Below are 13362 nucleotides of genomic sequence, written 5' to 3' on the forward strand. Positions count from 1 at the left end.
CTGCCGGGGCACGGCACCCGGTGGGAGGACCTCGCCGCCACCGGTGCGGACGAGATCCGCGCCGCCGTCCGGGCCGTCGTGGACCTCGAGCTCGCCCGACACGGCCGCGTGGTCATGGCGGGCATCTCGATGGGCGGCGCCCTCGCGCTCGACGCCGCCGCCCACCGACCCGTGGCCGGGGTGCTCGTGGTGAACCCCGCGCTGCGCTTCGCCAGCCCGCTCGCCCCCTTCGCCCCGCTGCTGGCCCCGTTCGTCCCCACGGTCGCCCCGATCGCGGACGACATCGCGGACCCGACGGCGCGCGAGCGCGCCTACCCCCGCACGCCGGTGGCCGGCGTCGCCGCCCTCGGCCGCATCCAGCGGGCCGCCCGCCGCGCCCTGCCGCGGATCACCGCTCCCGTGACGGTCTACCGGTCCGCCCGCGACGCCGTCGTGCCCGCCTCGAGCCACCGGACCCTGGTGCGGGGCCTGCGCCAGGCCCCCGTGGAGGTGGTGGGACTGCCCCGCAGCCGCCACGTCGCCACGCTCGACTACGACCTGCCGCTGCTGATCGACCACGGCCGGAGCGCGGTCGCCGCCATGACGACGCACTGAGTCGCGCCCGGACCCTGCCGCTGCCGGTTGTAGAGTGTGCGTGACACGACTCACACATACTTCCGTTCCGCCGACCATCGGTCGGCGGGACCGACCCGACGCCCGAGGAGTCCCATGCACGAGATCAGCGAGCCGTACCACCACCCCCGCCTGTCCCCGGAGGCGAACATCACGGACTTCCTGGAACGCCAGGCCACGGAGCGTCCCGACCACGGCCTCTTCGCGGTGCCCGACGCGCAGGACCAGTGGACGGACGTCTCCGCCCGGGACGCCCGCGAACGCGTGCGGGCCCTGGCCAAGGGGCTCATCGCCGCCGGGATCCAGCCCGGGGAGACGGTCGGTCTCCTGGCCTCCACCCGCCTGGAGTGGACACTGGTCGACTTCGCCATCTGGTATGCCGGCGCGGTCACCGTGCCCGTGTACGAGACCTCCTCCGTCAGCCAGGTGTCCTGGATCATCGAGGACTCGCACGTGCGCGCCGTCGTGACCGGGAACGAGAACCTCGCCAAGACGGTGCGGGACGCGGTGCAGCGCGAGGGCCTGCCGGAGCTGATCGGCCTGTGGACGATGGACCCGGCCGACGGCGCCCCCGGCTCCGGTCTCGAGGCGCTCGTCGCCCTGGGCACGGACGTCACCGATGAGGAGCTCGAGACGCGCCGGTCCTCCGCCGGCCTGGCCGACCTGGCGACCATCATCTACACCTCCGGCACCACGGGCCGGCCCAAGGGCTGCGAGCTCACGCACGAGAACTTCGCGGAGCTCGTCAACCAGACCCTGTCCTCCTCGCTCGGCGACGTCGTCCGCCAGGACACCTCCACCGTGCTGTTCATCCCCCTGGCGCACGTGTTCGCGCGCTTCGTCTCGGTGCTCACCGTCGCCGCGGGCGCACGCTGCGGGCACGTCTCGGACATCAAGCGGCTCTCGGTCTCGCTGCAGACCTTCCAGCCGAGCTTCGTGCTGGCCGTGCCGCGCGTGTTCGAGAAGATCTACAACGCGGCGCTGCTCAACGCGCAGAGCGGCGGCAAGGAGAAGATCTTCCGCCGTGGCGCGGACGTGGCGATCCGCTGGTCCCGGGCGCTGGACTCGGGCCAGATGACGGCGCCCCTGCGGCTGCAGCGCGCGTTCTACTCCGCGCTGATCTACCGCCGGATCCGGACGGCCATGGGCGGCCGGCTCGCGTACGCGGTCTCCGGCGGCGGCCCCCTCTCCACCGACCTGGCGCACTTCTTCCGCGGCGTGGGCGTGACCATCCTCGAGGGCTACGGCCTCACCGAGACGACGGCCCCCATCACCGTGGGCCGGCCGGACCGGCTGAAGATCGGCACGGTCGGACACCCCCTCGGCGGCAACCAGGTGCGGATCGCCGAGGACGGCGAGATCCTCACGCGCGGCACCTCGCTGATGCGCGGCTACCACAACCGGCCGGAGGCGAACGAGGAGGCCTTCGAGGACGGCTGGTTCCGCACCGGCGACCTCGGGGCCCTGGACGACGACGGCTTCCTCACGATCACCGGCCGCAAGAAGGAGCTGCTGGTGACGGCCGGCGGCAAGAACGTGGCACCGGCGATGCTCGAGGACGCGATCCGCAGCGACGCGCTCGTCTCCCAGGTGATGGTGGTCGGCGACGGCAAGCCCTTCATCGCGGCGATCGTCACCCTCGACACCGACACCCTGCCCGCGTGGCTCGCCGCGAACGGGCTGCCGAAGGACCTCGACGTCGCTGCGGCCGCACGCGAGGACGCGGTGCGCCGCCACATCCAGGAGGCCGTGGACAAGGCCAACAGCCTGGTCTCGCGCGCCGAGGGGATCCGGGAGTTCCGCATCCTCGACCGCGACTTCTCCCTGGAGGAGGGCCATGTGACCCCGTCCCTGAAGATGCGCCGGTCGGCGATCATGAAGGACTTCGCCGCGCAGATCGCGGACATCTACGGGGAGCCCGCCCCGCACAACTGAACGCCCCCTCGACGACGGCGCCCGGCCCCGCGGCCGGGCGTCGTCGTCCCCGCGGTTCCGGTCAGAGCAGACCGGAGTCCGGCACGTCCAGGCCCAGCAGCGCGTTCTCGACGACCTCGGTGAGGGCCGGGTGGGGCCAGTACTGGCCCCGCGCGAGCCGGTGGGCGTCGATGCCGAACGCCATGCCGGTCACGAGCGGCTGGATGAGGTTCGCGGCCTCGTGCCCCAGGATGTGCCCGCCCAGGATCCGTCCCGTGGCCTTCTCCGCGACGACGGTGCACACGCCCTCGGTGTCCTCCATGGCCCAGCCGTAGGCGACGTCCCCGAAGGACTGGGTCTTCACCGTGATCGCGTCCGCGCCGTAGTCGGCGAGCGCCTGCTCCACCGTGAGACCGACGGAGGCCACCTGCGGATGGGTGAACACGGCCGCCGGCACGGGGCCGAGCGTGTTGGCGCGGAGATCGTCCGGATGCTCCAGGTTGTGCGCGACGACGCGGGCCTCGTGATTGGCTACGTGCTTGAGCTGCCACGTGTTGGCGACGTCCCCGAGCACGTAGACCCCCTCCACCGGAGCAGCGTCGGAGAGTGCGCGCTGATGCTCGTCGCTGGCCAGGACGCCGTCGTCGGTGACGTCCAGTCCCGCGGCGGCGGGGTCGAGGCGGTCCGTGTTCGGCGTCCGGCCGACCGCGATCAGCACCGTGTCCGCCTCGATGGCCTCCTCCACGATGCCGGTCTGCTCCTGGCCCCCTGCGCGATCCAGGCGCACCCGGACCCAGCCGTCCGCGGCCCGCTCGGCGTCCTCGACCGGTTCGATCCCGGCCGGGGTCCACCCCGTGCGCAGGTCCCACCGTCGGGCAGCGATCTTCGTGAACGTCGTGGACACGGACATGTCGTGCTGCTTGAGCAGCCGGTGGCCGCGGTTGACCTGGACGACCTCGGTCCCCAGCCCGGCGAAGACGGAGGCGAACTCGCAGGCGATGAACCCGCCGCCCACCACGAGCAGCCGCCGCGGCAGCCGATCCAGTCGCATCACGGTGTCCGAGGTGTGCACCGACGGCAGGTCCAGGCCCGGGATCTCCGGGAGGGTGGGCCGCGACCCCGCGGCGACCACCACCTGGTCCGCCGTGATCTCCCGGCCCGAGGCGGTGCGCACGCGGCGGGGACCGACGAAGCGCACCTCCTCCTGGATCACGCTCGTGTAGTCCAGATCGTCCCGGCGGTAGCGCAGCCCGTCCCGGCTGATGCCGTCGATGCGCGTGAAGATGCGGTCCCGGATGGCCGGGAAGTCGGCGCCCGTGAACTCCAGCCCCACCCCGAGGCTCCGGGCCTCGGGGGGCAGCGCGGCCAGGCCGGCCGGGTAGGCGTACATCTTGGTGGGGATGCAGCCGACGTTCAGGCAGGTGCCGCCGAACGTGCCGGAGTCGGCGATCACGACGCTCCGGCCCTTCCAGTGTTCGCTGATCAGGGAGTTCCCCGATCCGGAGCCGATGATGAGCAGGTCGTGGTGTTCCGCAGAGGTGGCCATGCCTCCCAGGATAGGCACGGGCCCGGACGCGGTGGCGTCCGGGCCCGTGGGGCGGCCCGCCGGCGGCGGGCTCACGCGGGGCTCACTCGATCACGAGCAGCAGGTCTCCGCCGTTGACGGGCGTGACGCCCTCCGTGACCACGCGGCGCACGGTGCCCGCGGCCTGGGCCGTGATCGTGGCCTCCATCTTCATCGCCTCGATCGTGGCCACCGCCTGGCCGACCTCGACGGCGTCGCCCTCGGCCACCTGGACGGTGACCGAGCCCGCGAACGGGGCGGCGACGTGGCCGGGGGTGCCGGGGTCCGCCTTCTCCGCGGTCCGCACGGTGGACTCGATCGAGCGGTCCCGGACGGTCATCTGGCGCAGCTGGCCGTTCAGGGTGACCATCACCGTGCGCATGCCCTTCTCGTCCGGCTCGGAGACGGACATGAGGGTGGCGAGCAGCCGGACACCGCGTCCGAGCGAGATGACGTGCTCACGCCCGGGGACGAGGCCGTAGAGGAAGTCGCGGGTGTGCAGGGTGACGGTGTCCCCGAACTCCTCGCGGTGCGCCTCGAACTCCTTCGTGGGGCCGGGGAAGAGCAGGCGGTTCAGCACCGCGCGGCGGGTCTGTCCGGCCTCGGCGAGGGCGCTCGAGTCCTCCGCGGAGATCTCCACCATGCCCGCGCCCTCGCGGCGACCCTGGAGGGCCTTGGTCCGGAAGGGCTCCGGCCAGCCGCCGGGCGGGTCGCCGAGCTCGCCGCGCAGGAAGCCGATCACGGAGTCCGGGATGTCGAACTCCTGCGGACGCTCCGCGAACTCCTTCGGGTCCACGCCGGAGCCGACCAGCTGCAGCGCCAGATCGCCCACCACCTTGGAGGACGGGGTGACCTTGACGAGGTGGCCGAGCAGGTCGTCGGCCGCGGCGTACATCGACTCGATGGCCTCGAACCGCTCCCCCAGGCCGAGCGCGATCGCCTGCGTGCGCAGGTTGGACAGCTGGCCGCCCGGGATCTCGTGGTGGTACACGCGGCCGGTCGGGGCGGGCAGCCCCGCCTCGAAGGGCGCGTACGCCGAGCGGACGGACTCCCAGTAGGGCTCCATCGCGGTGGCGGCCTCGAGGCCGAGACCGGTGTCCCGCTCGGTGTGCTCGAGCGCCGCGACCAGGGCGGACAGCGGCACCTGGCTGGTGGTGCCCGCCATGGACGCGGTGGCCGCGTCGACGGCGTCCACGCCGGCCTCCGCCGCCGCGAGCAGGGTGGCCAGCTGGCCGCCGGCGGTGTCGTGCGTGTGCAGGTGCACGGGCAGGTCGAACTCGGCGCGCAGGGCGGTGACGAGCTCGCGCGCGGCGGCGGGCCGCAGCAGGCCCGCCATGTCCTTGATCGCCAGGACGTGGGCGCCGGCGTCGACCATCCGGCGGGCGAGGCCCAGGTAGTAGTCGAGCGTGTAGAGCGTCTCCTTCGGGTCCGTCATGTTGCCCGTGTAGCACAGGGCCGCCTCGGCCACGGCGGTGCCCGTGGCACGCACCGCCTCGATGGCCGGGGTGATCTGCTCGACGTCGTTGAGGGCGTCGAAGATGCGGAACACGTCGACGCCGGACGCCGCGGCCTCGGCCACGAACGCGTCCGTCACCTCGGTGGGGTACGGCGTGTAGCCCACCGTGTTGCGGCCGCGCAGCAGCATCTGGATCGGGATGTTCGGCAGCTCCGCGCGCAGCAGCTCGAGGCGCTGCCACGGGTCCTCGTGGAGGAAGCGCAGCGCGACGTCGTACGTCGCCCCGCCCCAGGCCTCCACCGAGAGCAGCCCCGGCAGGGTGTGCGCGACGGCGGGCGCGGCGGCCAGCAGGTCGCGGGTGCGGACGCGGGTGGCCAGCAGGGACTGGTGGGCGTCGCGGAACGTGGTGTCCGTGACGGCCAGCGCGGTCTGCTCGCGCAGGGTGCGGGCGAAGCCCTCGGGGCCCTGCTCCAGCAGCACCTGACGCCAGCCGTGCGGGGGCGCCGCGTCCTCGTTCCGGCTCGGGCCGTCGAAGGGCGAGCGGTCCGGCTCCTGGTGCTTGTCACCCGGGTGCTCCGGGAGGCGGTCGCGGGGGTCGATGCCCTCGATGCGCGGGCCGTGCGGCTGGTTGACTGTGACGTCCACGAGGTACTGCAGGGCCTTGGAGCCACGGTCCTGGGAGCGGTTCACCGTGGCCAGCTCGGGGTGCTTGTCGATGAAGTCCGTGGCGACGTCGCCGCTGACGAACTGCGGGTCGTCCATCACGTTCATCAGGAACGGGATGTTGGTGGCCACGCCGCGCACGCGGAACTCGGCCAGGGCGCGGCGCACGCGGCGCACGGCCGTGGCGTAGTCGCGTCCGCGGCAGGTGAGCTTGACCAGCATGGAGTCGAAGTGGGGGCTGATCTCCGCACCGGCGTAGATGGTGCCGCCGTCGAGGCGCACACCGGAGCCGCCGGCCGAGCGGTAGGCGGTGATGGTGCCGGTGTCCGGGCGGAAGCCGTTGGCCGGGTCCTCGGTGGTGATGCGGCACTGGATGGCGAAGCCGCGGACCTGGAGGGCGTCCTGGGTGATGCCCAGCTCGGGCAGGGTGGCGCCGGCGGCGATGCGCAGCTGCGCGCCCACCAGGTCCACGTCCGTGACCTCCTCGGTCACGGTGTGCTCCACCTGGATGCGGGGGTTCATCTCGATGAACACGTGCTGGCCCGCACGCTCGCCCGCCGTGTCCACGAGGAACTCGACGGTGCCCGCGTTGACGTACCCCATCTCCTTGGCGAAGGCGACGGCGTCCCGGTGCAGGGCCTGCCGGATCTCCTCGTCCAGGTTCGGGGCCGGGGCCATCTCGATGACCTTCTGGTGGCGGCGCTGGAGCGAGCAGTCCCGCTCGAAGAGGTGCACGACGTTGCCCTCGCCGTCGGCGAGGATCTGCACCTCGATGTGCCGCGGCCGCAGGACGGCCTGCTCGAGGAACACGGTGGGGTCGCCGAAGGCGGTGTCCGCCTCGCGCATCGCGGCCTCGAGGGAGCCGCGCAGGTCCTCGCGGCGCTCGACGCGGCGCATGCCGCGGCCGCCGCCGCCGGCGACGGCCTTGACGAAGATGGGGAAGCCGATCTCCTCGGCCTGCTCCAGGAGCCACTCGACGTCGGCGCTCGGGTCCGAGGAGGCCAGGGTGGGGATGCCCGCGCGCTTGGCCGCGCGCAGGGCCTCGACCTTGTTGCCGGTCAGCTCGAGGACGTCGGCGGGCGGGCCGACGAAGGTGATCCCGTTCTCGGCCGCGGCGCGGGCCAGGCCGGCGTTCTCCGACAGGAAGCCGTAGCCCGGGTAGATCGCGTCGGCCCCGGCGTCCTTGGCCACGCGGATGATCTCGTCCACGTCGAGGTAGGCGCGCACGGGGTGGCCCTCGTCGCCGATGCGGTAGGCCTCGTCCGCCTTCTGGCGGTGGATCGAATTGCGGTCCTCATAGGGGAAGACGGCGACGGTGCGGGCGCCCAGCTCGTAGCAGGCGCGGAAGGCGCGGACGGCGATCTCGCCGCGGTTGGCCACCAAGACCTTGGAGAAGACGGCGCCGGCTCCGGTCGACCCGGCCGCGTCCTCTGGAGGGGTGAAGTTCTCGACAGGTGCGGTCATGGTTGGGAGTGTGTCACACCGCACGCGAGTTCCGCCTCATGTCGCGCACAGTCGCCGCTGCGAGACGAAAGATGACTGACTCGGCGCTGTGGGGCGCCGACGCCGGCCCGGCCTCGTGCCGGGGCCGGCGTCGGCCGCGGGCGCCCCGCGGAGGAGGGTCAGGCGGAGCGGCGGGCCCGACGCCGCCCGGCCAGCTCGTCCCCCGGCTCGGGGGCCCCGACCACGCTCTCGCGGGGCAGCTCGGCGAGGCTGCCCTCGACCTCGCGCCACACGCGGCCGACGGCGATCCCGAAGACGCCCTGGCCGCCCTGGACGAGGTCCACGACCTCGTCCGCCGAGGTGCACTCGTACACCGAGGCGCCGTCGCTCATCAGGGTGATCTGCGCCAGGTCCTCGACACCCCGCTCGCGCAGGTGGCCCACGGCGGTGCGGATCTGCTGGAGCGAGACGCCGGTGTCCAGGAGGCGCTTGACCACCTTGAGGACGAGGATGTCGCGGAACGAGTAGAGCCGCTGGGAGCCGGAGCCGGAGGCGCTGCGGACCGTGGGGACCACGAGATCCGTGCGGGCCCAGTAGTCGAGCTGGCGATAGGTGATGCCGGCGGCCTTGCACGCGGTGGGACCGCGGAAGCCGACGTCGTCGCCCCGGGTCGCGCCCTCGTCGAAGAGCGTGCCCTGGGTGCCGAGCGCGGGGGGCCGGCCAGGACCTGCAGTGGGTGTCACGGGGAACCTCCTGGTGCGGGGCCCCCGGTGCGGGAAGGGGACGCGACCGTCGTGTGCCGCCGGTGACCGTGGCGGCGCTCCCCGGTGACCGTGGGGAGGACGACGGAGGCGCCCCGGGTGGCGGGGCCCTCTTCCCCTCGAAGGTACGCGCGGGTCCGGGGGCGGTCAACGAAGCCGGCGGCGCGGCCGCGCCGTGTCGCGCCGGCTCCGCTCAGGCGAAGTCCTCGGGGCGCACCGTGTCCAGGAAGTCGCGGAAGTCCTCGACGGCGCGCTCCTGGCCGGCGTCCTCCTCCCCCGTCCGCGCCGGCATGCCGGCGTCCGCGAGCACGGCGGGGCTGCCGAGCACGGGGGCGTCGGCGCGCAGGGCGACCACGACGGCGTCCGACGCGCGGGCGTCGACCCGGGCGCCCGTGGAGAGCACGAGCTCGGCGTGCACGACCTCGTCCCGGACCTCGGTGAGCCGCACCCGCACGACCTCGGCGCCCAGGGCGTCGACGGCGGCCAGGAGCAGCTCATGGGTAAGGGGCCGGGGCGCGCGGACGCCCTCGAGCGCGAGCGCGGCGGCGGCGGCCTCGGGCGCGCCCACCCACAGCGGGACCATCGTGCGGCCGGGCGGGTCCACCAGCAGGATCACGTGGTGCTGCTCGGGCAGCTCGACGCGCACGCCGAGCACGGAGAGCGGCACGTCGCCGGCGTCGTCGGCGGGCACGGGGCGCGGCTCAGTCATCCCACTGCTCCAGCCCCTCGGCCACGAGGGCCGCGTGCAGCCGCAGGCTGGCCTGCGCGATCTCGCGTGCCGAGCGGGCCACTCGGGGGCGGGTGCCGGCGTCGCGGCGGGCCTGCAGCGGGGCGACGGCGCGCTCCACCAGGCCCAGCTCGCGGTCGGCGGCGGCCCGCAGCGGGCGCAGGTGCCGCGGCTCGAGGCCGTGGCCCGCGAGCACGACGGCGGCCCGGGCCACGTCCATGGCGTGGCTCGGGTAGCCGCCGTCGGCGTCGACGGGCAGGAGCGAGTACTGGTCCAGCTCGGCCAGCAGCTCCTCGCCCGCACCGGATTCGGCGGCGAGCTCGGCGCGGGTCCACGACCGGCGGCCCCCGGCGACCTCGCGGCCGAGCCGCTCCGCGTCCGAGGACGCCGGGACCGCCGCGGTTCCGGGCACGCCGGTGGGGCGTTCACCGCGGTCCAGCGCGGCCAGGTGTTCGGCGATCACCTTGAGCGGCAGGAAGTGGTCGCGCTGCAGGGCGAGGACGAACCGGAGCCGGTCCACGTCCTCGGGCCGGAAGCGCCGGTAGCCGGCGGGGGTCCGCTCGGGCAGCACGAGGCCACGGTCCTCCAGGAAGCGCACCTTGGACGCGGTGACGCCGGGGAATTCGGCTTCGAGGGCGGCCACCACCTCGCCGATGCCCAGCCGGCCCGCAGGGCGGGCGGTGGGGACGGCGTCGGGGCGCGGGCGCGGATCGGTCACGGGGATGACGGCTCAGCCCCGCGCCGGTCCGGCGTAGTACGTGAGCCGGTACTTGCCGATCTGCACGTGCATCCCGGAGCGCAGCAGGATCTCGTCCACGCGGTCGTGGTTCACGAAGGTGCCGTTGAGGGAGTTCAGGTCCACGAGCCGATGGCCGCCGTCCTCGGCCCGGAACTCCGCGTGACGACGGGAGACCGTGACGTCGTCGAGGAAGATGTCCGCGTCCGGGTGGCGCCCCACGGAGACCACGTCCTCGTCCAGCAGGAAGCGGGCGGACTGGTCCGGGCCCTCGTGGGCGAGCAGCAGCGCGGAACCGGCCGGGAGGGCGCGGATCGCGTCCGACTCCTCGCGGGTGAGGTCCGCCGAGACCAGCGGCGCCAGCTCGGTGAGGTTGATGGCGGAGGTGGACAGGTCCGGTTCACGTCCGGGCTGGTTCATGGGGTGCTCCTGTGCGAGGGCCGGCGCCGCGGCGCCGGCCGGATGGAGAGACGAAGGGGACGCCGTCGCCCCGCCGGCCAGCGGCGGGGCGACGGCGGACGGGGCTCAGCTGGTGTGCGAGGCGTAGCCCTCGGCGTCCATGAGGCCCTCGAGCTGGGCCTCGTCCGCGAGGGTGATCTCGAACAGCCAGCCGCCCTCGTAGGGGGCGGAGTTGACCAGGCCGGGCTCGCCGTCGAGCTCGTCGTTGACGGCGGCCACGGTGCCGGTGACCGGGGCGTAGATGTCCGAGACGGACTTCGTGGACTCGACCTCGCCCACCGCGGTGCCCGCAGTGACCTCGGTGCCGACCTCCGGCAGGTCCACGTACACGACGTCGCCCAGCGCATCCTGGGCGAAGTCGGTGATGCCCACGCGGACCGTGCCGGCGGCACCGGCCTCGGCGATCCACTCGTGCTCGGCGGAGTACTTCAGGCCTTCGGGGATGGAGCTCATGGAGTGCGCGTCCTTTGCGTGGTCGGGAGGGATGACGTCGTCTCGCAGACTACCGAGCGGCACGTGATTCGCGCCACTGGCGCGCTCAGAGCACGCCGCGCATGCCGCGACGCACCGGCTTGGCGATGGCCAGCACGAGCAGGCCCACGCCCAGGGTGACCGCACCGATCATGCCGAAGTAGCCCACCTCGTTCTGCTCCGAGTAGGAGCCGGCCAGGGAGCCTGCCAGGGCCGTGCCCAGGGCGACGGACAGGTTGTACAGCGACACCATCATCACCGGGTAGCTGCGCGGGGCGACCTTGGTGGCCAGGGAGAGGCCCACCGGGGAGACGAGCAGCTCGCCCATGGTGCAGACGAAGAGGATCAGCGTCAGCCACAGCAGCGGCACGGCGACGACGTCGGCCACCGGGATGAACAGCAGGAAGGCGATGCCGATCAGGACGATGCCGATGCCGAACTTCACCGGGGTGGCGGGCTGGCGGGCGCCCAGCTTGGTCCACAGCGCGGCGAACACCGGGGCGAACACGATGATGAAGATCGGGTTGATGGAGTTGACCCACTCCATGGGCATGAGCCAGCCGAACAGGTTCCGGTCGAGGCGGTGCTCGGAGTACAGCGCGATCACGGTGAACTGCTGCTGGAAGAGGGCGAAGAACACGGACGTGCCGATGAACAGCGGGATGAACGCCTTCACGCGCGAGCGCTCCTCCTCCGAGACCTTCGTCGAGGTCAGCAGGACCGCGAAGATCGCGATGGCCGCGACGGCGGCGAGCACGACGACGGCGTCGGAGAGGTTGTCCAGGGTGATGACGTCCGTGAGGAACAGGGCCACGACGACGGCGACCATCCCCAGGCCGATCAGGCCCCAGCGGCCGTACTGCGACCGCGGCAGCGGATCCGGGACCCGGTGCACGTCCGTGGGCAGGTTCTTGCGGGTCAGGGCGTACTGCGTCAGGCCGATGGCCATGCCGGCGGCGGCGAGGCCGAAGCCCACGTGGAAGCCCATCGTGTCGCGTGCCAGGCCGGTGAGCAGCGGGCCGAAGAGGGCGCCGATGTTCACGCCCATGTAGAAGATGGAGAAGCCGGCATCGCGCTTGGGGTCCTCGCGGGAGTACAGGGAGCCGACGAGGTTCGTGGCGTTGGCCTTGAGGCCGCCCGAACCGACGGCGACGAGCACGAGGCCCAGGGTCAGGCCCGGGACGCCCGGGACGAGGGCCAGCGCGATGTGGCCCAACATGATCCCGACGGCGCTGACGAACATGGTGCGCTCGGAACCGAGCAGGCGGTCGGCGACCCAGCCGCCGAGGATGCAGAACACGTACACCATGCCGCCGTAGGCGCCGACGATGCCCGTGGCCACGGCCGGGTCGATCCCGAGGCCGCCCTCCGCGGCGGTCCAGGACATGTAGTACACGAGCATCGCCTGCATGCCGTAGAAGGAGAAGCGCTCCCACAGCTCCACGGAGAACAGGTTCGCCAGCGGGCCGGGCTGGCCGAGGAACGGGCGGCCGCGCCAGTCGGGGGTGGCGTCGTCGGGACGGGTGGCCGTCGACGCCGCCACGCGGGCGGACGGCTCGACGTCGGGCACGCGGCCCGCGAGAGGATTCTGGGGATTTTCCACCGATCTACTGTCCTCCCCTGAGGGAGCCAGAGCAAACTCCCCGCCCGATGACGCCGATCACATCCGCGGCCCGGGCGGCGTACGTCCTAGAGTGGAGGCCGTGTCCGTCACCTCCGAGATCGCCCGTGCCCGCTCGCTCATCCGTGTGGTCCCCGACCATCCCAGCCCGGGCGTGGCCTTCCAGGACATCACGCCCCTGCTCGCCGACGCCCGCGCCCTGAGGGAGTGTGTTGAGGCCCTGGTGGCGCCGTTCGAGGGGCGGTTCGACCTCGTGGCCGGCCTCGAGGCCCGCGGGTTCCTGCTCGCCGGGGCGGCCGCCGTCCTGACAGGCACCGGCCTCGTGCCGCTGCGCAAGGCCGGGCGCCTCCCGGCGCCCGCAGCCCGCGCGGACTACACGCTGGAGTACGGGACCGCGAGCATCGAGGTCTCCGAGGACCTGCGGGCCGGGTCACGGGTGCTCCTGCTCGACGACGTCCTCGCCACGGGCGGCACCCTCGCCGCCGGCCGACGGCTCATCGAGGCACGGGGTGCGGAGGTGGTGGGCGCGGCCTGCCTGCTGGAACTCAGGGCCCTCGGCGGCCGGGCCGTCGTGCCGGACACGCACGTGCTGTTCGCAGCCTGAACCGCCCGCCCGACCGACGGGGAGTGGCGGCAAAGGTGGCCCGGCCCCGGGTACGACGAAGCCGGAGCCCTGCGCTGCAGGACTCCGGCCTCGTGAATGTGGTCGGGCTGCTGCGAAACTACTGCCAACAAGCGCGGAGAACCGCGGAACTGGCCGAGCTCCTGGCCACGGCACGCGAGTCGACGCGGAGCCCGGGCGACCGCCTGGGCTGACCCCGTTTCGTAGGTCCAGTCGTTATGAGAGTCGTCCTGTTGCCCGCGGTCGCGGGCAGGGAGACTGGTCAGATCATGACGAACAGCAGGAAGCGTCACACCCCCGAGCAGGTCGTCCG

11 protein-coding genes are annotated in these 13362 nt (G+C 73.1%); 3 read left to right on the top strand and 8 right to left on the bottom strand.

Translation table 11 applies throughout. The features are described 5' to 3' along the window. Positions 1-594: carboxylesterase (locus tag J1M41_RS03110; RefSeq protein WP_206451113.1), on the top strand; the 594-nt coding region annotated here is incomplete at its 5' end. Between the two features lie 114 nt (positions 595-708). Then, positions 709-2547 (top strand): long-chain fatty acid--CoA ligase, encoded by a 1839-nt coding sequence (locus J1M41_RS03115; RefSeq protein ID WP_041104754.1) that lies wholly within the window; start codon positions 709-711, stop codon positions 2545-2547. 61 nt (positions 2548-2608) lie between these two features. On the opposite strand, the gene J1M41_RS03120 is transcribed toward J1M41_RS03115, so the two are convergent. From J1M41_RS03120 to J1M41_RS03155, 8 genes are all read right to left on the bottom strand, one after another. Continuing rightward, positions 2609-4072, bottom strand: coding sequence for a mycothione reductase (locus J1M41_RS03120; protein ID WP_041104756.1), 1464 nt, complete (start codon positions 4070-4072; stop codon positions 2609-2611). Between the two features lie 82 nt (positions 4073-4154). Then, positions 4155-7673, bottom strand: a complete 3519-nt coding sequence (locus J1M41_RS03125; RefSeq protein ID WP_206451114.1) for a pyruvate carboxylase — start codon at positions 7671-7673, stop codon at positions 4155-4157. A 158-nt stretch (positions 7674-7831) separates the two neighbouring features. Then, on the bottom strand, positions 7832-8395 hold the full coding sequence (locus tag J1M41_RS03130) for a MerR family transcriptional regulator (protein ID WP_036384587.1): 564 nt from the start codon (positions 8393-8395) through the stop codon (positions 7832-7834). Between the two features lie 211 nt (positions 8396-8606). Further along, complete coding sequence (locus tag J1M41_RS03135) at positions 8607-9122, bottom strand: bifunctional nuclease family protein (RefSeq protein ID WP_073116584.1); 516 nt, start codon at positions 9120-9122, stop codon at positions 8607-8609. After that, the gene (locus J1M41_RS03140; RefSeq protein ID WP_098092472.1) at positions 9115-9858 is read right to left on the bottom strand and encodes a MerR family transcriptional regulator; all 744 of its coding nucleotides are present in this window, start codon (positions 9856-9858) and stop codon (positions 9115-9117) included. Before J1M41_RS03140 ends, J1M41_RS03135 begins: the two co-directional genes overlap by 8 nt. A gap of 12 nt (positions 9859-9870) precedes the next feature. Beyond that, entirely contained in the window at positions 9871-10296 is a 426-nt protein-coding gene (locus J1M41_RS03145; protein ID WP_002854606.1) for an FHA domain-containing protein, read from the bottom strand. A gap of 105 nt (positions 10297-10401) precedes the next feature. After that, entirely contained in the window at positions 10402-10788 is a 387-nt protein-coding gene (gene gcvH / locus J1M41_RS03150) for a glycine cleavage system protein GcvH (RefSeq protein ID WP_087113986.1), read from the bottom strand. A gap of 85 nt (positions 10789-10873) precedes the next feature. After that, positions 10874-12409 (bottom strand): peptide MFS transporter, encoded by a 1536-nt coding sequence (locus J1M41_RS03155; protein ID WP_080981706.1) that lies wholly within the window; start codon positions 12407-12409, stop codon positions 10874-10876. A gap of 100 nt (positions 12410-12509) precedes the next feature. On the opposite strand from J1M41_RS03155, the gene J1M41_RS03160 reads away from it, so the two are divergent. Further along, the gene (locus J1M41_RS03160) at positions 12510-13031 is read left to right on the top strand and encodes an adenine phosphoribosyltransferase (RefSeq protein ID WP_043278777.1); all 522 of its coding nucleotides are present in this window, start codon (positions 12510-12512) and stop codon (positions 13029-13031) included. Positions 13032-13362 lie beyond the last annotated feature (331 nt).

The sequence above is a fragment of the Micrococcus sp. KRD096 genome (assembly GCF_017168495.1).
In the GTDB taxonomy this organism is placed as follows: domain Bacteria; phylum Actinomycetota; class Actinomycetes; order Actinomycetales; family Micrococcaceae; genus Micrococcus; species Micrococcus luteus.

Coding starts and splice junctions, on each gene's coding strand:
- J1M41_RS03115 (WP_041104754.1), top strand. CDS start 709: ATGCACGAGATCAGCGAGCCGTACCACCACCCCCGCCTGTCCCCGGAG.
- J1M41_RS03120 (WP_041104756.1), bottom strand. CDS start 4,072: ATGGCCACCTCTGCGGAACACCACGACCTGCTCATCATCGGCTCCGGA.
- J1M41_RS03125 (WP_206451114.1), bottom strand. CDS start 7,673: ATGACCGCACCTGTCGAGAACTTCACCCCTCCAGAGGACGCGGCCGGG.
- J1M41_RS03135 (WP_073116584.1), bottom strand. CDS start 9,122: ATGACTGAGCCGCGCCCCGTGCCCGCCGACGACGCCGGCGACGTGCCG.
- J1M41_RS03145 (WP_002854606.1), bottom strand. CDS start 10,296: ATGAACCAGCCCGGACGTGAACCGGACCTGTCCACCTCCGCCATCAAC.
- gcvH (WP_087113986.1), bottom strand. CDS start 10,788: ATGAGCTCCATCCCCGAAGGCCTGAAGTACTCCGCCGAGCACGAGTGG.